The 16,689-nt window shown below is 70.4% G+C and carries 20 protein-coding genes; 10 read left to right on the forward strand and 10 right to left on the reverse strand.

Annotation, left to right across the window (positions count from 1 at the left end):
* Positions 1-232 precede the first annotated feature (232 nt).
* Together ODJ79_RS35990 and ODJ79_RS35995 are read right to left on the reverse strand one after the other, a co-directional pair.
* Positions 233-733: an LURP-one-related/scramblase family protein gene (locus ODJ79_RS35990; RefSeq protein ID WP_263028135.1), complete on the reverse strand. Its 501-nt coding sequence runs from the start codon at positions 731-733 to the stop codon at positions 233-235.
* 1 nt (position 734) lies between these two features.
* Positions 735-1,331: a hypothetical protein gene (locus ODJ79_RS35995; RefSeq protein ID WP_263028136.1), complete on the reverse strand. Its 597-nt coding sequence runs from the start codon at positions 1,329-1,331 to the stop codon at positions 735-737.
* Positions 1,332-1,532: 201 nt separating this feature from the next.
* Here ODJ79_RS35995 and ODJ79_RS36000 point away from each other — a divergent pair, with 201 nt between their 5' ends.
* The 4 genes from ODJ79_RS36000 (at position 1,533) to ODJ79_RS36015 (ending at position 5,351) form a co-directional block, all read left to right on the forward strand.
* Complete coding sequence (locus ODJ79_RS36000; protein ID WP_263028137.1) at positions 1,533-3,308, forward strand: glycoside hydrolase family 6 protein; 1,776 nt, start codon at positions 1,533-1,535, stop codon at positions 3,306-3,308.
* 221 nt (positions 3,309-3,529) lie between these two features.
* Positions 3,530-3,985, forward strand: a complete 456-nt coding sequence (locus ODJ79_RS36005) for a MarR family winged helix-turn-helix transcriptional regulator (RefSeq protein WP_263028138.1) — start codon at positions 3,530-3,532, stop codon at positions 3,983-3,985.
* Positions 3,985-4,572, forward strand: a complete 588-nt coding sequence (locus tag ODJ79_RS36010; protein WP_263028139.1) for a hypothetical protein — start codon at positions 3,985-3,987, stop codon at positions 4,570-4,572. The genes ODJ79_RS36005 and ODJ79_RS36010 overlap by 1 nt, the downstream gene beginning before the upstream one ends.
* Positions 4,573-4,601: 29 nt before the next feature.
* Positions 4,602-5,351, forward strand: a complete 750-nt coding sequence (locus ODJ79_RS36015; RefSeq protein WP_263028140.1) for a PP2C family protein-serine/threonine phosphatase — start codon at positions 4,602-4,604, stop codon at positions 5,349-5,351.
* Between the two features lies 1 nt (position 5,352).
* On the opposite strand, the gene ODJ79_RS36020 is transcribed toward ODJ79_RS36015, so the two are convergent.
* Genes ODJ79_RS36020 through ODJ79_RS36030 form a run of 3 tightly spaced genes read right to left on the reverse strand, consistent with a single transcriptional unit; the run spans position 5,353 to position 7,450 of the window.
* On the reverse strand, positions 5,353-6,129 hold the full coding sequence (locus ODJ79_RS36020; protein ID WP_263028141.1) for a hypothetical protein: 777 nt from the start codon (positions 6,127-6,129) through the stop codon (positions 5,353-5,355).
* The gene (locus ODJ79_RS36025; RefSeq protein ID WP_263028142.1) at positions 6,126-6,629 is read right to left on the reverse strand and encodes a SigE family RNA polymerase sigma factor; all 504 of its coding nucleotides are present in this window, start codon (positions 6,627-6,629) and stop codon (positions 6,126-6,128) included. Before ODJ79_RS36025 ends, ODJ79_RS36020 begins: the two co-directional genes overlap by 4 nt.
* A gap of 29 nt (positions 6,630-6,658) precedes the next feature.
* Positions 6,659-7,450, reverse strand: a complete 792-nt coding sequence (locus ODJ79_RS36030) for a PaaX family transcriptional regulator C-terminal domain-containing protein (protein WP_263028143.1) — start codon at positions 7,448-7,450, stop codon at positions 6,659-6,661.
* A gap of 30 nt (positions 7,451-7,480) precedes the next feature.
* On the opposite strand from ODJ79_RS36030, the gene ODJ79_RS36035 reads away from it, so the two are divergent.
* The 4 genes from ODJ79_RS36035 to ODJ79_RS36050 are packed head-to-tail and all read left to right on the forward strand — an operon-like array spanning position 7,481 to position 11,241.
* Positions 7,481-8,413: an SDR family NAD(P)-dependent oxidoreductase gene (locus ODJ79_RS36035; protein WP_411267406.1), complete on the forward strand. Its 933-nt coding sequence runs from the start codon at positions 7,481-7,483 to the stop codon at positions 8,411-8,413.
* A 1-nt stretch (position 8,414) separates the two neighbouring features.
* Positions 8,415-9,296 (forward strand): amidohydrolase family protein, encoded by an 882-nt coding sequence (locus ODJ79_RS36040; RefSeq protein WP_263028144.1) that lies wholly within the window; start codon positions 8,415-8,417, stop codon positions 9,294-9,296.
* Positions 9,293-9,745, forward strand: a complete 453-nt coding sequence (locus ODJ79_RS36045) for a MaoC family dehydratase (protein ID WP_263028145.1) — start codon at positions 9,293-9,295, stop codon at positions 9,743-9,745. The genes ODJ79_RS36040 and ODJ79_RS36045 overlap by 4 nt, the downstream gene beginning before the upstream one ends.
* Before the next feature lie 2 nt (positions 9,746-9,747).
* Complete coding sequence (locus ODJ79_RS36050) at positions 9,748-11,241, forward strand: acyl-CoA synthetase (RefSeq protein WP_263028146.1); 1,494 nt, start codon at positions 9,748-9,750, stop codon at positions 11,239-11,241.
* On the opposite strand, the gene ODJ79_RS36055 is transcribed toward ODJ79_RS36050, so the two are convergent.
* A complete protein-coding gene (locus ODJ79_RS36055) occupies positions 11,242-11,769 on the reverse strand; it encodes a GNAT family N-acetyltransferase (protein WP_263028147.1) in 528 nt (175 codons plus the stop codon).
* Complete coding sequence (locus tag ODJ79_RS36060) at positions 11,762-11,947, reverse strand: hypothetical protein (RefSeq protein WP_263028148.1); 186 nt, start codon at positions 11,945-11,947, stop codon at positions 11,762-11,764. The genes ODJ79_RS36055 and ODJ79_RS36060 overlap by 8 nt, the downstream gene beginning before the upstream one ends.
* 75 nt (positions 11,948-12,022) lie before the next feature.
* On the opposite strand from ODJ79_RS36060, the gene ODJ79_RS36065 reads away from it, so the two are divergent.
* Entirely contained in the window at positions 12,023-12,676 is a 654-nt protein-coding gene (locus ODJ79_RS36065) for a class I SAM-dependent DNA methyltransferase (protein ID WP_263028149.1), read from the forward strand.
* Positions 12,677-12,700: 24 nt separating this feature from the next.
* Here the strand turns inward: ODJ79_RS36065 and nadE are convergent, their stop codons facing one another.
* Genes nadE through ODJ79_RS36080 form a run of 3 tightly spaced genes read right to left on the reverse strand, consistent with a single transcriptional unit; the run spans position 12,701 to position 15,777 of the window.
* The gene (nadE, locus tag ODJ79_RS36070; RefSeq protein WP_263028150.1) at positions 12,701-13,540 is read right to left on the reverse strand and encodes an ammonia-dependent NAD(+) synthetase; all 840 of its coding nucleotides are present in this window, start codon (positions 13,538-13,540) and stop codon (positions 12,701-12,703) included.
* Positions 13,541-13,591: 51 nt separating this feature from the next.
* On the reverse strand, positions 13,592-14,776 hold the full coding sequence (locus ODJ79_RS36075) for an ABC transporter permease (protein ID WP_263028151.1): 1,185 nt from the start codon (positions 14,774-14,776) through the stop codon (positions 13,592-13,594).
* Positions 14,773-15,777, reverse strand: a complete 1,005-nt coding sequence (locus tag ODJ79_RS36080; protein ID WP_263028152.1) for an ABC transporter ATP-binding protein — start codon at positions 15,775-15,777, stop codon at positions 14,773-14,775. The genes ODJ79_RS36075 and ODJ79_RS36080 overlap by 4 nt, the downstream gene beginning before the upstream one ends.
* Before the next feature lie 47 nt (positions 15,778-15,824).
* Between ODJ79_RS36080 and ODJ79_RS36085 the strand changes: the two genes are divergently transcribed.
* Positions 15,825-16,688 carry an SPFH domain-containing protein gene (locus ODJ79_RS36085; RefSeq protein ID WP_263028153.1) on the forward strand — a complete coding sequence of 288 codons (864 nt, stop codon included), beginning with the start codon at positions 15,825-15,827 and terminating at the stop codon, positions 16,686-16,688.
* Position 16,689 lies beyond the last annotated feature (1 nt).

The following is a 16,689-nucleotide window of genomic DNA, read 5'->3' on the forward strand; positions in this document are numbered from 1 at the left end:
GCGCCCCTCGCTCGTTCGGCTCGATCAACCCTGGGGCGCTGCCCCAGACCCCGGCCATCGCTGCGGAGATCTCCCTGGCGTGTTTCTTGCGGTGGGGAGTGGGTGATCTCCTTGCGGCGGCTGCCATAGGGAATCTGAAGGTGGGAGGTGGCGCAACCAAACCCCGGTTGCGCCACCTCCCACCTTCAGATGGCGTTCGGCTGCCGTCGCAAGGAGATCACCCACCAACCGGTCAGTCGTTGGGGTCGCCTATCTGGTTGGCTCGGTCCAGGGCCAGGTCCATGGCCAGGACGCTGGCGATGATCAGCAGGGGGTCCGTGCCGGGGGAGACCCGGACGGCGTAGGTGTCGCGCATGGTCAGCCAGCGTTTTGAGACCGCTGCTACCTCTTGGCCGTCTTGTTCGATCACGTATTCGTGGTCGGTCAGGTCGCCCTTCATCTCCAGGTCGTGGGGGCCGGGGACGTCGATGGTGAACTTGTCGCGGAACGGGGTGAAGAGCTTCTTGCGGAGTTCGGCCGCCTTCTCGCCGCCGATGCGGATCTCGTAGGTCTGGCGTAGGGCGATCAGCTGGCGGTGGACGGAGGCCACCTCGTCGCCGTTCAGGTCTTCGATGACCAGTTTGTCGCGGACGGTGAAGACCTTGCCGTCCACGTGCAGGACCTTGGCGCCGTGTTCGTCCAGCACGTCGAAGTCGTCGCCGAGCGAGAAGAAGCGCTCCCTGATCACGAACATGTCAACCTCGTACGTTGTCGGTGGTTTGTGCCCTTGCCTCGGCCACGTCGGCCAGCAGCTGGTCCCAGACCGGGTCTCGCTGCAGCGGGATGGTCTCGCGGGTGCGCGAGTTCGTGTACGCCCACCAGGCGGCCACCCGGACCGGCCACAGGCCGACCCGGATCGCGCCGCGCAGGAAGCAGCGGTGGGCGACCAGGGTGGCGGCCAGCATCAGCGGGTCCAGGTCGTCGTCGGAGTCGATGGCCTTGCCCAGGGCTCGGACGTCGCGGTGCATCTCGGAGTAGGCGATCAGCGACGGCATCGCGGGGACGATCAGCTCGGTGTCCTCGGCGATGACGTCGTCCGCGTAGGACGGGGTGAAGACCAGGTCGTCGGGGGTGACGATGAGGGGGAGGATCTCGCGGTTGCGGCGGATGTCGAGCTGGACGGCCGGCTGCTGGGAGGGCACCCAGACGTCGGCGGTCTCCACCACGTCGTCGGGGTCGAGGGACGCGGTGTCGCCCAGGGCCGGCACGTGGATGTGCAGAGCACCCCGGCGGATCGAGACGTCGATGCCGGGGACCTCGGACAGCGCCTCGGTCAACTCAAAGCTCCGCATGCGTCCCTTATACGGCACTGACGCAAGATCAATGTGGGGCGGTTAAACAAATGTTTCTCGGGGGTATCTCAGTGATTGCGGTGGGAGCGCTCCCATGCGATGCTGTCCGAACAGCCGGGAGCGATGCCCCTCGATACGCCTCCGGCTGATCCCCCCGGCGCGAGGGTGCGCCATACGCAGCATGTCTCGAGGAGCCACCACATGAGACCTGTCCTCATCCGCGGACTGACCGCGGCAGCCGCGACCACACTCGTCGCCGGTCTTGGCATCTTTGCCGCGACCAGCGCGAGTGCCGCCGCCGGCTGTCGGGTCGACTACTCGGTGAACCAGTGGAACGTCGGGTTCACCGCCAACGTCACCGTCACCAACCTGGGCGATCCGATCTCCGGCGGCTGGAACGTCACCTGGACGTTCCCGGGCAACCAGCAGGTCACCCAGGGCTGGAGCGCGACCATCACCCAGTCGGGTGCGAACGTGACCGCGGCCAACCCCTCCTGGTCGACCACGATCGCCACCAACGGGACCGCCAACTTCGGCTTCAACGCCAGCTACTCGGGCACGAACACCGCCCCGGCGACGTTCAAGCTGAACGGTACGGCCTGCACGGGCACGGTGCCGACCACGCCGCCGACGACGGGTCCGACCACCCCGCCGACGACGCCGCCGACCACCCCACCGACCACCCCGCCGACGACGCCGCCGACCTCCACGCCGCCGGGCACCAAGGCCGACAACCCGTACGCCGGGGTCAAGGGCTACGTGAACCCGGAGTGGAAGGCCAAGGCCGACGCCGAGACCGGCGGCAGCCGGGTCTCCAACAACCCGACCGCGGTCTGGCTGGACCGGATCGCCGCGATCAACGGCACCACCGACTCGAGCTCCAACGGGTCGATGGGCGTGGCGGCCCACCTGGACGCCGCGCTCGCCCAGGGCGCCGGCTACATCCAGTTCGTGATCTACGACCTGCCCGGCCGGGACTGCTCGGCGCTCGCCTCCAACGGTGAGCTCGGCCCGAACGACCTGCCGCGCTACAAGTCGGAGTACATCGACCCGATCGCCGCGATCGAGGGCAACGCCAAGTACAAGAACCTGCGGATCATCAACATCGTCGAGATCGACTCGCTTCCCAACATCGTCACCAACACCGGTGGCCAGGCCGGCGCGACCGCGATGTGCGACACGATGAAGGCCAACGGCGGATACCAGCAGGGCATCGCGTACGCCCTGAACAAGTTCGGCGCGATCGGCAACGTCTACAACTACGTCGACGCGGCCCACCACGGCTGGATCGGCTGGGACTCCAACTTCGGTCCCGTCGCCGACATCATGTACCAGACCGCGGTCCTGTCCGGGAGCGTCAACAACGTCACCGGCTTCATCACCAACACCGCCAACTACTCCGCCCTGCAGGAGCCGTACTTCACCATCAACACTTCGGTGAACGGCACCAGCGTCCGGCAGAGCAAGTGGGTCGACTGGAACCAGTACGTCGACGAGCTCTCGTTCGCCCAGGCGTTCCGCACCAAGCTGATCTCGGAGGGCTTCAACTCGAACATCGGCATGCTGATCGACACGTCCCGCAACGGCTGGGGCGGCTCGTCCCGCCCGACCAAGGCGAGCACGTCGACCAACGTGGACACCTTCGTGAACGAGTCGCGCATCGACCGCCGGATCCACGCCGGCAACTGGTGCAACCAGTCCGGCGCCGGCCTCGGCGAGCGCCCGAAGGCGGCCCCGGCCGCCGGCATCGACGCCTACGTCTGGGTCAAGCCCCCGGGCGAGTCGGACGGGTCGAGCTCCCTCATCCCCAACAACGAGGGCAAGGGCTTCGACCAGATGTGCGACCCGACCTACAAGGGCAACGCCCGTAACGGCAACAACCTGACCGGCGCGCTTCCCAACGCTCCGATCTCGGGTGCCTGGTTCTCCGCTCAGTTCCAGCAGCTGATGGCGAACGCGTACCCGCCGCTCTCGTAACCCGCCCCCATAACCGCCGCCCCCCGCTCTCTTCCCACGAGGAGCGGGGGGCGGTGCATTTCCTGCTAACGGTGCAGTTCAAAACCCCCAAAAATCCTAAAACATATAATACGGGGTTTTCGACAAGTCCCGTTTTGACGAGCCCGGCTCCGTCGCTGGTCACCCTCCTCGCGCGGCTGCCGGGTTGTCTTGCGTGGTGATAGTGAGCTACGCTCACTGTGATGGACGCTCACGATACTGCCTTCGCGGCCGCGCTCGATCGGCTGCTGTTGCTGACGGTGCTGCTCAACGACGACATGGAGCGTGAGCTGCGAAAGATGGGGCTGACGCCGTCGCGCACGTCGCTGCTCTGGATGTTGCGGCGGCTCGGGCCGGCGCCGCAGAAGGCCCTCGCGGAGGCGATGCACATCGCGCCGCGGACGGTTACCGGGCTGGTCGACGGGCTGGTCGCTACCGGGTTCGTCACCCGGGAAGCGCATCCCGAGGATCGCCGGGCGTTTCTGGTCACCTGCACCGCGAAGGGGACCGCGGCGATCGAGAAGCTGGAGGCCGACCAGCGCGAGTTCGGCCGGCAGCTGTTCGGGCGGATGCCCGCCGAGCGGCTGGACGGGCTCGTCGCCGGGCTCGACGACGTACTCGCCACGTTGCACGGCCTGGGATTGAGGAGCCCGTACTGATGAGATCGCTGATGCGGTACGAGATGATGCTGTGGATCGCGCTGTACCGGTGGGTGTTCCGCCGGCCGGAGCCGGTGCCGCCGGGGAGCGTGCCGTTCTCCTACTCCGGCGCCGGTACCACGCTGCTCATGGCCTTCATCGTGGTGTCGGCGATCGAGATCCCGGTGCTCCACCTGCTGCTGCCGTGGACGGTGGTGCGCATCATCGCGTGGATCGTCGGCGTCTACGGTCTGCTCTGGATGATCGGGCTGCTGGCCACCCTGCGCGTCTACCCGCACCTGGTCGGCGAGCCGGGCATCCGGATCCGCAAGTCGATGTCGACCGACCTGACCGTGCCGTGGGAGAACGTCCGGGCCGTTCGGTCGCGGGGCCGTTCCCTGCCGCCCGGCGGCCAGACCCAGTTCGAGAACGGCGTGCTCTCCTTCGGCGTGGCCGGCGGCACCACGGTCGACCTCGTTCTCTCCGAGCCGATCACGCTGCCCGAGAAGAAGACCGGCGGCGAGCCGGTCACCGAGATCCGCTTCCACGCCGACCGGCCCGACGAGTTGGTCGCCGCCGCGCAGACGAGGCTGACCGCACGCACCTGACGCTCCCGCCGATGCACTAGAAAGGGTGGGTGGAGATTGAGAAGGTCGCCTGGAACGAGGCGAACCGGCGGCTGACCGCGGCCGCCGGGTCGGTGGTCGGCAACCGGTACGACGACAACTACGACGTCGTGCACCTCGACCCCGGGCGGGCCTTGGCGGTGGTGGCCGACGGCATGGGTGAGGGCGCCGGCAGCGCCGCCGCCGGCCGGACGACCGTCGACGTCTTCGTGCGGGACGTGCCGAAGGGGTGCGTCGCGGCCGCGCTGCGGGTCGCGGTCGACCAGGCCCAGCAGGAGGTCCGCCGGGCCGCCCGCACCCTCGACGAGCTGACCGGCTGCACGATGACCGCGTTCGTGGCCGACGCCCATGCGGCCGCCTGGATCGTGCAGATCGGCGACTCCCGGGCGTACCGCCTGCGGGGCGGCCTGCTCGAACTGCTCACCACCGATCACACGATCGCCTGGCTCGGCCTGCTGAACGGATGGTTCACGCCGGACTCGCCGGAGGGGCAGACGGCCCGGTACCGCCTCACCCGGTACGTGGGTCACCCGGACAGTCCCGAGCCGGACGTGCTGAACGTGAGCCTGCAGCCCGGCGACGTCTACCTGCTCTGCACCGACGGGGTGACCGACCAGCTCTCCTACGAGCGGTTGAACCAGTTGCTCGGCACGACTCCGGACCCGGCCGAGGTCGTGCACCACCTGCTGACCGACACCATCGAGGCGGGCGGCGCCGACAACGCCACCGCGGTGGTGATCAGAGTCGAGCCGACGATCTGAGCTACCTCGTCGCGGCGAAGTTGCCGTAGACGTGGATGCGTTTGCGATCGACCGAGAAGGCGTACGCCTCGTAGGTGTCGTCGGCGGCGTCCCGCGCGCCGCCGCCGTACCGCGCGGTGAGCTCGTACGTGCCGGCGGTCAGCGTCGATCCCGGGCGCAGCACGAAGTGGTAGAGCAGCGCGTCCGGCTGCTTCTCGACCGTCGCCGTGACGGTGTCCACCGAGGACTCGAAGCCGCCGGGGGTCAGTCCCGGCGTCGTGGTCACCCGGATGGTCAGGTCGAGCTCGGTCAGGTCGGCGCCGGCCTGGAGCGTGACCCGGCTGCGGCCGGTGGCGACCAGCGAGCCGTCCGACCGGAGGGTGCCCTTGGTCACCTGGGTGTCGCCGGGGTGGCCGCGCACCGGGCTCGCCGGCGGCGGGGCCGGCGTGGTCGTGGTGGGCGCGGCCGGGCGCGTCCGGCCGGTCGCACCGTGGCTCGGGGACGCGGTGGCGGTGGCGACCTCGCCGAGCGACGACGACGGCGCCGGGGCGGGGGTGGTGACCGCGGGCGGGGCGGCGGGCGTGGCCGGGGACTGGCCGGCGATCGCCCACTTCGCGACGCCGCCGAGCCCGAGCACCGTGAGCACGGCCAGGGCCGAGCCGGCCAGCCGGAGGAACCTCCCCCGAGGGCCGGTCGGCTCTGCGTGGTTGGCGGCGATCCGGTTGAGCATCGCGGTGCGGTCCGGCGTGTGCTCGTCCAGCGCCGATCGCAGCTGATCGCGGAGGAAGTCGTCGTTCATCGGGCCACCTCCGGGTCGAACTCCAGGTCCGCGAGCAGCTCGGCGAGCTGTTTCGCGCCGCGCGAGGTCTGACTCTTCACGGCGCCGACCGAGATGCCGAGGATGTCGGCGACCTCGCGTTCGGGCAGGTCGAACGCGTACCGCAGGACGACGCAGGCACGCCGCCGGTAGGGCAGGCGCTTGAGCGCGGTGCGCACGTCGAGCACGGCTGGCACGTCGGGGGCGGCGGCGCGCTCCCCGCGCAGGCCGAGCAGCGCCAGGCCGCGCCGGGCGCGACCCTGGCGGCGGATCCAGTTGCGGGTGAGATTGGCGACGATTCCCCGGGCGTACGCGGCGGGATCGCCGGCCGCCGAGACCCGGTCCCAGTGCTTCCACACCTCGGTCAGGGCGTCCGCCGCGAGGTCGTCGGCGACCGCCGGATCGCCGCTGAGCAGGAACGCGAGCCCGGCGAGCGAGGCGTGGTGCTGCTCGAAGAACCGGTGGAAGGCCTGCTCGCGCACCGGCGTCGCCCTCCACGAGATCGGACAGATCAGCCCGACGACGATAGCGGAAGCCGGTCCAGCAAGCCATCGGCGACCGTCAGTGCCGGTTCCCGGTACGCCTCGGCCAGGTCGCGGAAGACCTTCTGCGCCCGGGCGGCGGGCCAGTCGGCCGGCAGATGCTCGACCGGCAGCCTGGGGTCGCGCCGGATCGCGTCGAGCCATTCCGCGGTCAGCCGCAGCCGGATGGCGAGGGGATCGTCGCCGGCGGCCGAGCCGTCCCATCGCGACAGGAACCCCGCGTACCGACCGGACAGCTCGGGTAGGTCATAGGTGTCGCTGATCAATGACGAGATGTCGCTGTCGGTGGTGGCGTGGAAGACTCGGGCGTGTGCCGCCAGCCCGAGCGAGGCGACGATGCCGGCCGCGTCGACCCGGCCGGGCGCGATCCACAGGCCGCCCTGCACCGGCCCGAAGCCCGACCACGCCAGACGGGAGCGCAGATCGTGCCGCTCCCGCTGCATCGACTCGGGCAGGGAGAAGCTCAGCAGTGTCCACGTACCGTCCCAGCGGTCGTTGACCGCGCCGTCCTGCCAGATCCGGGCGCGCCCGTCGCGCAGGATCGCCGCCGAACGCTCGGTGAGACCGAAGTACATCCTCCGGCCGACCGGCCGCCGGTGCAGCAGCTCGCGCCCGACCATCCGGCTGAGCGTCGAGCGGGTGGCGTGGGTGGAGACGCCGGCCCGCCCGAGCGCCTCGATGATCCCGCCGGCGCCGAGGCAGACGCCCTGGTCGAGCGCGTACGTGCCGAACAGCATGAGCATCAGGTCCTGCGGTTGCATGTCCCAATGTTAGGCACATTCTTGACGGCCGTGAAGGACACGCCTAACTTCGAGGGCGTGGACATCACTCTCAACGGGAAGGTCGCGATCGTCACCGGCAGCGGTCGGGGCCTGGGACTCGCGTACGCCAAAGCTCTGGCCGCCGCCGGCGCGAAGGTGGTGGTCAACGACGTCGATCAGGCCACGGTCGACGCCGCCGTCGCCGAGATCAAGGGCGACGTGGCCGGCGTGACCGCCGCGGTCGGCGACACCGAGAGCGCCGAGCGCCTGGTGCAGGCCGCGGTCGACGCCTTCGGCCGGCTCGACGTCCTGGTCACCAACGCCGGCATCCTGCGCGACCGGGTGCTCTGGAAGATGAGCGACGACGACTTCGACGAGGTCGTGCGGGTGCACCTGCGCGGCACCTTCACCTGCGCCCGGGCCGCCGCCGTCCGGATGCGTGAGCAGGGCGAGGGCGGGCGGATCCTGCTGATCAGTTCGCCGGCCGGCCAGCGGGGCAACTTCGGGCAGACCAACTACGCCGCGGCCAAGGCCGGCATCGCCGCGATGGCCCGCACCTGGGCGATGGAGCTGGCCCGCAACGAGATCACGGTGAACGCCGTGGTGCCGGTCGCCGCCACCGCGATGACCCGGACCATCCCGGCGTTCGCGCCGCTGATCGACGAGTCCGAGCGCACCGGCGAGCCGTTGCCCGCCTGGGTGCGCCGCGACGAGGGTCTGGGCACCGTCGAGGACGTGACCGGCCTGATCGTCTTTCTCGCCAGCGACGCCTCGGCGGGCATCACCGGCCAGGCGATCGGCGTCGGCGGCGACCGGCTGGCGCTCTGGGCGCATCCCCAGGAGAGGACCGTCGCCTTCAGCGACGGCGGGTGGAGCGCTTCCGACATCGCCGCCGGCTGGTCGTCGACCTTCGAAGACCTCGAGTCGTACGGGATTCCCGCCCCGAAACCACCGGCGGCCTGAGATGGATCTGGACTCGCTCGTCGCCATCGACGTCCACACGCATGCCGAGGTGAGCAAGGACGGCCACACGTCGCTCAGCCCGCAACTGCTGGCGGCTTCCGGTGCGTACTTCAAGGCGCAGGGCCACCGGCAGCCGAGCATCGACGAGATGGCCGCCTACTACCGGGAACGCCGGATGGCCGCGGTGGTCTTCACGGTCGACGCCGAGCACCTGACCGGGCAGGCCCGGATCGCGAACGAGGAGGTCGCCGAGAGCTGCGCGGCCCACCCCGACGTGCTGATCCCGTTCGCCAGCGTCGACCCGCACCGGGGCGCCGCCGGCGTGCGCGAGGCCCGGCGGCTGGTGCGCGAGCACGGCGTCCGCGGCTTCAAGTTCCACCCGAGCCTGCAAGGGTTCTCGCCGGACGACCGGATGGCGTACCCGCTCTACGCGGCGATCGAGGAGCTGGGCGTGCCGGCGCTGTTCCACACCGGGCAGACCGGGATCGGGGCGGGTGTGCCCGGCGGTGGCGGGATCCGGCTGCGCTACTCCAACCCGATCCTGGTCGACGACGTGGCCGTGGACTTCCCGGAGCTGCGGATCATCCTGGCCCACCCGTCGTTCCCCTGGCAGGACGAGGCCCTTGCGGTCGCGACCCACAAACCGTACGTATATATCGACCTCTCTGGATGGTCGCCCAAGTACTTCCCGCCCCAGCTCGTCCGGTACGCCAACACGCTGCTGCGGGACAAGGTGCTGTTCGGCTCCGACTATCCGGTGCTCACCCCCGACCGCTGGCTCGCCGACTTCGACCAGCTGGACATCAAGCCCGAGGTCCGGCCCCGGATCCTCAAGGACAACGCCGCCCGGCTCTTGAACCTCACGAAGGAGACCCCCGCATGATCACCGTGAACGGCATCGACGAGCTCAAGGGCCTGGCCGGGCAGGACCTCGGCCACAGCGAGTGGCTGGAGATCACCCAGGAGCGGGTGAACACGTTCGCCGACGCGACCGGCGACCACCAGTGGATCCACGTCGACGTCGAGAAGGCGAAGGCCGGGCCGTTCGGCGCGCCGATCGCCCACGGTTACCTGACGCTGTCGCTGGTCATCCCGCTCTTCGGCGAGCTGTTGAGGGTGGACGGGGTGAAGATGGGCGTGAACTACGGCCTGGAGAAGGTGCGCTTCCCGCACCCGGTGCCGGTCGGCTCGAAGATCCGGCTGCACGCCACGGTGGTCTCGGTCGAGGACGTTCCCGGCGGCACGCAGAGCACGTTCGACTTCACCGTCGAGATCGACGGCGTGGCCAAGCCGGCCTGCGTGGCCCGCACGGTCTACCGGCAATACGTCTAGCCATGCGCAACGCAGGCTTGGGGGCCTGGCCCGCACGGCGAGCGCTGATCTCGCCGGACCGGGTGGCGCTGGTCTTCGGCGACCGGCCGACCACGTACGCGCAGCTGCACGACCGGGTCGCCCGGCTCGCCGGCCGCCTGCGGGTGGCCGGGGTCGGGCCGGGGGACCGGGTCGCGTACCTCGGCCCGAACCATCCGGCGTTCGTGGAGACGATGTTCGCCACGTACACGATCGGCGGGGTGTTCGTGCCGCTGAACTTCCGGCTGACCGCGTCCGAGATCGACTACCAGCTGGCGGACAGCGGCGCGAAGCTGCTCGTCTACGGGCCGGAGTGCGCTTCGACGGTGGCGGCGTCGAGCGCCGAGGTGGTCCGGGTGCCGCTCTCGGCGTACGAGGAAATGGTCCTGGACGGTGAGCCGGCGGCGGACGACGTGGCCGTCACCCTCGACGACCCGGCCTGCATCCTCTACACCTCCGGGACCACCGGGCGGCCGAAGGGCGCGGTGCTCACCCACGGCAACGTGATCTGGAACAGCTACAACGTGCTGGTCTGTGTGGACGTCACCGGCGACACGGTGACCCTGACCAGCGCGCCGCTGTTCCACGTGGCGGCGCTCAACCAGTGCCTGCTGCCGACGTTCCTCAAGGGCGGGTGCTCGGTGATCATGCCGGCCTGGGACGTCGGCGAGTGCTTCGACCTGATCGAACGGCATCGGGTGACCTGGATGTTCGGGGTGACCACGATGTTCGCCGGGCTGGCCCAGTCGCCGCGGTTCGCCGCGGCCGACCTTTCCTCGGTACGCAACATGATGGTCGGCGGTGCGGCGGTGCCGAGCGCGTTGATCCGCACGTATCAGCAGCGCGGCCTGACGTTCTGCCAGGGCTACGGAATGACCGAGACGGCGCCGGGGGCGACCTTCCTGGAGGCGCCGGAGAGCGCGGCGCACGTGGGGTCGGCCGGGGTGCCGGTGATGTTCGCCGACGTGCGGTGTGCGGGGCCGGACCTGTCGCCGGTGGCGGCCGGAGAGCCGGGGGAGGTGCAGGTCCGGGGGCCCAACGTGTCGCCGGGATATTGGCGCGATCCGCGGGCGACGGCGCAGGCGTTCACCCCCGACGGCTGGCTGCGGACCGGCGACCTCGCGGTGGTCGACGCGTCGGGCCACTACTTCATCGTCGACCGTTTGAAGGACATGTTCGTCTCCGGCGGGGAAAATGTGTATCCGGCCGAGGTGGAGGCGGCCATCTTCGAGCATCCTTCGGTCCTGGAGGCCGCGGTGGTGGGGGTGCCCGACGCGAAGTGGGGTGAGGTCGGGCGGGCGTTCGTGGTGCTGGCGCCGTCCGCCTCCCTCGACATATCTGACTTGTCCGACTTCCTTGCTTCGCGGCTTGCTCGGTACAAAATCCCGAAATATCTGGATGTCATGGAAGCGCTGCCGCGCACCGGGTCGAACAAGGTCCGGAAGGCGCCGTTGCGGGAGTTGCCGCTGCCGTCCTGATCAGCCCGGGGACGGGTCGTCGCGGAGCCGGCTGTACAGGTAGCCGTCCCGCCACCGGCCGGCCCGGAACTCGCAGGCCCGGATCACGCCCTCCAGTGTGAAGCCGGCCTTCACGAGCGAGCGCTGCTCGGCGAGGTTCTCCGGGTGGGTGCCGGCCTGGATGCGCTGCACCGGGGTGTGCGCGAAGAGGTAGTCGCAGAGCATCGCCTGCGCCCGCCAGCCGATGCCGCGGCCGCGCCACTCCGGCAGCAGCGCGATCCCGATCTCGTAGTGCGGCCCGGCCGCCCCGAACTGGCCCTTCCGGTAGCTGACGAACCCGGCGGCGGTTCCGTCGTCGTCCACCGACACCATCAGCCACGTGTCGTCGGCGTCCAGAAACCCGTCGGTGGCGAAACGGCGGGAGATCTTCCCGGCGTCGCGGAAACCGGCCCAGTCCAACCCGATCAGGCCGGGCTCGGTCAGGAACCGCCGGAGCAGCGGCAGATCGTCCTCGGTGACCGGCCGCAGCGCGACCGACGGCTCAGCCACGGGACGGCGGGGTCAGGTCGAGCGACACCACCCGGCACCGCTGGGCGAGCGGGAACCGGGCCAGCACGTCGGCGATCAGCTCGCGGGTGCGCTCCCCGGACGGGCCATAGTGGTAGCGCTCGCCGCGGTCCAGCGGTTGCAGCCGGGCATTGAGCGTCACGAACATTCGGCTGGGCACCGCGGCATGCTACCCGCTACCCCCGTGTGCCGGCCGCCCGCCCGCGGAAGCGTCGCGAGTGGAAGGATCTACGGCGTGGATGCCAGCACCCAGGAACTGCGAGACGCGCACGACGTGCTTTCGGACTGGTACGCGAAGAACCTGGTCGGTGTGCTCGAGAGCATGCCGGTCGAACGGGCGATGCTCGACCTGTTCGCCGAGCTGACGCTGGCCGTGGGCACCGAGGTCGCCGACGTCGGCTGCGGCACCGGACGACTGCTTCCGTACCTGGCCGGCCGGGGTCTGGCGCCGCGCGGAGTGGACCTGTCGCCCGGGATGGTCGAGGTCGCCCGGCGGGAGCACCCCGGATTCGCTTACGAGGTCGCCGACCTGCGGGAGCTGCCGTTCGCGGACGGGTCGCTGGCCGGGGTGGTGTGCTGGTTCTCGTTGATCTTCCTGGCGCCGGACGCGAGGGCGGTCGCGTTCGCCGAACTCGGCCGAGTCGTGCAGCCCGGCGGCTACCTGGTGACCGCCTTCAAGCACGGCGACGGCACGTTGCGCCGTAACGGCCGAAGCACCGATCTCGGTGTCGACTTCGATCGGTACTGGCTCTCGCCTCAGGAGATGCTGGACCGCTTCGCCGAAGCCGGCTTCGCTCCGATCTTCCAGGGCAGCACGCCGCCCGAGGAGGGCGAGCCGCCGTACGGTTACCTGCTGGTCCGCAGGACCGGCTCCGGCAGCGCCGGCTGATCGCTTTGGATCGGGACCGGTCCGTCAACGCCACCAGCCGTCGAGCGGCGTCACCGGCTGGGCCCGCTTGTGGCGGGTCGCGCGGAACAGCGCCTCCACCCGGGCGGTCACCTCGGGCGTGACGTCGGCGCCCTCGAGGTAGTCGTCGAGCTCGCGGTAGGTCAGGCCCAGCGCCACCTCGTCGGGCAGGGCCGGGCGGTCGTCCTCGAGGTCGGCGGTCGGCACCTTCTCCCAGACGCTCGGCGGCGCGCCCAGCTCGCGCAGCAGGGCGGCACCCTGGCGCTTGGTGAGCCCGGTCAGCGGGGTGACGTCGACGCCGCCGTCGCCGTACTTGGTGAAGAAGCCGGTGACCGCCTCGGCGGCGTGGTCGGTGCCGGCGACCAGCATGTTCAGCTGGCCCGCGATCGCGTACTGGATGACCATGCGCTCGCGGGCCTTGATGTTGCCGCGAACGAAGTCGCGCAGGCGCGGTTCCTCGCCGAGCAGCTCGCGCAGGCCCAGCGCCGCCTCGGCCGCGACGGCGTCGGCGCTGGGCTTGACGTTCACCGCGATCGACCGGTCGGGACGGATGAACTCCAGGGCGATCTGCGCGTCGTGCTCGTCGGCCTGCACCCCGTACGGCAGCCGGACGGCGACGAAAGTCGCGGCGCGACCCTCCGCGCGCAGCTGTTCGACGGCGAGCTGGCAGAGCCGGCCGGCGAGCGTGCTGTCCTGGCCGCCGCTGATCCCGAGCACGAAGCCCGCGGCCGCGGTGGAGAGCAGGTACTCCTTGAGGAAGTCGACGCGCCGGCCGATCTCCGCGCCGGGGTCGATCTCCGGCCGGACGCCGAGCTCGGTCAGGATCTCCTGCCTCAGGTCTGCCATGCCCGCACTGTACCCGGGATGATCACGTCAGCTCGCCGTCGGACGGACAGGTCAGCTTGATCGCCAGGCGTCCCTCAGCCGCACCCGGGCGCCGCTGCGCAGCACCGCGTTGCGGTAGATGCGGGCCGCGACCCAGAGCAGCACCGGGATCACCACGATCATGCCGGCCAGCGACACCACCGCCTGCCAGGCCGGCACCACGCCGAGCGCCAGGCGGACCGGCATCAGCGTCGGCGCGAAGATCGGGATCATCGAGAGCACCGCGGCGATCGGCGAGCCGGGGTTGCTCGGCAGGATCGAGATGCCGATCACGTAGCCGACCACCAGCAGCATCAGCACGGGGGTGGTCGCGGCGGCCACCTCCTCCTGCCGGGAGACCAGCGACGCGACCGCGGCGAACGCGAGCGAGTAGGCGGCGTAGCCGAGCAGGAACCACACGATCAGCCAGACGATCGCGCTGACCGTCGAGATCGAGTGCAGGTGCAGCACCCCGGTGGCGACGGCGGCCGCGACTCCGGAGAGCGCGATCGCCGAGACCTGGACCAGCCCCACCGTGCCGAGGCCCAGGACTTTTCCGATCATCAACTGCCATGGGCGTACGGTGCCCAGCAGGATCTCGACGACGCGACTGGTCTTCTCCTCGACCACGCCCTGGGCCACCGCCTGGCCGTTCAGCAGCAGCGCCATGTAGATCAGGATGCTGGTCAGGATGCCGATCGCGAGCTGTTCGCTGTTGGCCTTCTTCGGCGGTTCCAGAGCGGTCACGGTCACCGCCGCGGCGGAGATCGCGGTGGCCACCTTGGCCGGGTCGCCGCCGAGCGCGGTCACCTGCTGGTCGAGGGCGGCGCGCTGGGCGACCAGTTGCAGGACCGAGCGCAGATCGTCGCCGAGGGTGGTCTTGACCACGACCCGGATCGAACCCGGCGCGCCGACCAGCAGCGCGTCCAGCTTGCCGTCGGCCACCTGTTGACGGCCGGCCTCCTCGGCGACGTCCCGGGTGTGGATGTCGACGTGGATCGCCTGCGCGGTCGAGGTGAGCGCGGCGGTCAGCGGGGCGGTGCCGGGGGTGAGGCCGACGTCTTGATAGGACGGTCCGCCGCCGGCGAGCTTGGTGGCCACCGCGATGCCGACCAGGATGAGGACGCTGACCAGGGTCGCGATCCGGAAGGCCTTGGAGCGCAGCCGGGTGGTGATCTCGCGGTTCGCGATCAGCCGTACGGTGCCGAGACTGGTCATGACTGGTCCTCGATGCTCGCGATGGGCTTTTCGCCGGCGCTGACTGTGGGCTTTTCGCCGGCGCTCACGGTGGACTCCTCATCGGCGCTCACGGTGGGCTCTTCGCCGGCGCTCACGATGTGCCGGAACAGGTCGGTCAGCGACGGGCGGGCGCGGGTGAACTCGTGCACCGGGCCGGTCGCCAGGGCCGCATGCAGGATCGCCTGGTCGTCGGCGCCGTCGTGCAGGGCCAGCCGGGTGCCGCCGGCGGACTCGGCGAGCACCGTCACGCCGGTGAGCGCGGCGGCCCAGCCCGGCGGGGCGGCGGGCGCCCGTACGATCAGCTCCTCCGGCCCGCCGGCCCGGAGCTCGTCGACCGTGCCCACGGCGACCATGCGACCCTGCCGGACGATGCCGACCCGGTCGCACAGGCGCTGCACGAGGTCGAGCTGGTGGCTGGAGAACATCACCGGCACGCCGGCGTCGGCCTTGTCGCGCAGCACGCCGCTCATCACGTCGACCGCCACCGGGTCGAGGCCGGAGAACGGCTCGTCGAGCACCAGGATCTCCGGGTCGTGCACCAGCGCGGCGGCCAGCTGCACGCGCTGCTGGTTGCCGAGCGACAGCTTGATCACGTCGTCGTCCCGGCGGCCGGCGACGCCCAGCCGCTCGACCCAGCGATCCACCGAGGCGTGCGCCTCCGCCGGCGACATGCCGTGCAGGCGCGCCAGGTAGACCAACTGCTCGGCGACCCGCATGCGCGGGTAGAGGCCGCGCTCCTCGGGCATGTAGCCGATGCGCCGGCGGGTCTCCAGCCCGATATGGCGGCCCTCCCATCGGATGGCGCCCTCGTCGGCCTCCAGCACGCCCAGCACGATGCGCATGGCGGTGGTCTTGCCGGCGCCGTTGCTGCCGACGAGGCCGAAGATCTCGCCGGAGCGCACCTCGAACGTGATGCCCTGCAGCGCGACCACGTCCCCGTAGCGCTTGCTGACCCGATCGATTTCCAACTGGCGGTTCATGGGAAATGTGATATCACTATGATAGGCACCGGAGCAAGGAGGATTCCATGACCACCTACCAGGAGCGCCCCGCGAACGGGGTGCCCGGCATTCCCGTGTTGTTCGGCGGCCTCGCCGCGGTGGTGGTGGGGGTTGCCCTGATCGTGGTGGCCGCCCCGGTCACCGTGACGATCGGTGTCGTGCTGCTCGTCGCCGACGTGATCGTGCTGCTCGGGCTGACCCCGGTCCGGCCCGGCCAGGCCCGGGTCGTCCTGCTGCTCGGCAAGTACACCGGTACCGTCCGGGAGACCGGGCTGCGCTGGGTCAACCCGTTCACCACGAGGCAGGCGATCTCCACCCGGATCCGTAACCATCAGACCGAGGTCACCAAGGTCAACGACGCGGACGGCAACCCGATCGAGATCGCGGCGGTCGTGGTGTGGCAGGTCAGCGACACCGCGAAGGCGGTCTTCGACGTGGACTCCTTCGAGCAGTTCGTCGCGATCCAGGCCGAGACCGCGGTGCGGCACATCGCGAACAGCTACCCGTACGACGCGCACAGCGAGGGCGAGATCTCGCTGCGGGACAGCGCCGACGAGATCACCCGGCGGCTGGCCGAGGAGATCGGCGACCGGGTGGCGTCGGCGGGGGTGTCCATCGTGGAGGCGCGGCTGTCGCATCTCGCGTACGCCCCGGAGATCGCCCAGGCCATGCTGCGCCGGCAGCAGGCCAACGCGGTCGTGGCGGCCCGGCAGCGGATCGTCGAGGGCGCGGTCGGGATGGTCGACCTGGCGCTGACCCGGCTCTCCGAGCAGTCGATCGTCGAACTGGACGAGGAGCGCAAGGCGGCCATGGTGTCCAACCTGCTGGTCGTGCTCTGCGCCGATCGGGACACCCAGCCCGTGGTCAACACCGGCACCCTCTACCACTGAT

Source organism: Actinoplanes sp. KI2, from assembly GCF_025630775.1.
In the GTDB taxonomy this organism is placed as follows: domain Bacteria; phylum Actinomycetota; class Actinomycetes; order Mycobacteriales; family Micromonosporaceae; genus Actinoplanes.

Bases quoted from the DNA above. Each gene is read 5' to 3' on its own strand.
- ODJ79_RS36000 (WP_263028137.1), top strand. From the start codon at position 1,533: ATGAGACCTGTCCTCATCCGCGGACTGACCGCGGCAGCCGCGACCACA.
- ODJ79_RS35995 (WP_263028136.1), bottom strand. From the start codon at position 1,331: ATGCGGAGCTTTGAGTTGACCGAGGCGCTGTCCGAGGTCCCCGGCATC.
- ODJ79_RS36030 (WP_263028143.1), bottom strand. From the start codon at position 7,450: ATGCAACCGCAGGACCTGATGCTCATGCTGTTCGGCACGTACGCGCTC.
- ODJ79_RS36050 (WP_263028146.1), top strand. From the start codon at position 9,748: ATGCGCAACGCAGGCTTGGGGGCCTGGCCCGCACGGCGAGCGCTGATC.
- nadE (WP_263028150.1), bottom strand. From the start codon at position 13,540: ATGGCAGACCTGAGGCAGGAGATCCTGACCGAGCTCGGCGTCCGGCCG.
- ODJ79_RS36045 (WP_263028145.1), top strand. From the start codon at position 9,293: ATGATCACCGTGAACGGCATCGACGAGCTCAAGGGCCTGGCCGGGCAG.
- ODJ79_RS36005 (WP_263028138.1), top strand. From the start codon at position 3,530: ATGGACGCTCACGATACTGCCTTCGCGGCCGCGCTCGATCGGCTGCTG.
- ODJ79_RS36040 (WP_263028144.1), top strand. From the start codon at position 8,415: ATGGATCTGGACTCGCTCGTCGCCATCGACGTCCACACGCATGCCGAG.
- ODJ79_RS36080 (WP_263028152.1), bottom strand. From the start codon at position 15,777: ATGAACCGCCAGTTGGAAATCGATCGGGTCAGCAAGCGCTACGGGGAC.
- ODJ79_RS36010 (WP_263028139.1), top strand. From the start codon at position 3,985: ATGAGATCGCTGATGCGGTACGAGATGATGCTGTGGATCGCGCTGTAC.
- ODJ79_RS36020 (WP_263028141.1), bottom strand. From the start codon at position 6,129: ATGAACGACGACTTCCTCCGCGATCAGCTGCGATCGGCGCTGGACGAG.
- ODJ79_RS36075 (WP_263028151.1), bottom strand. From the start codon at position 14,776: ATGACCAGTCTCGGCACCGTACGGCTGATCGCGAACCGCGAGATCACC.
- ODJ79_RS35990 (WP_263028135.1), bottom strand. From the start codon at position 733: ATGTTCGTGATCAGGGAGCGCTTCTTCTCGCTCGGCGACGACTTCGAC.
- ODJ79_RS36085 (WP_263028153.1), top strand. From the start codon at position 15,825: ATGACCACCTACCAGGAGCGCCCCGCGAACGGGGTGCCCGGCATTCCC.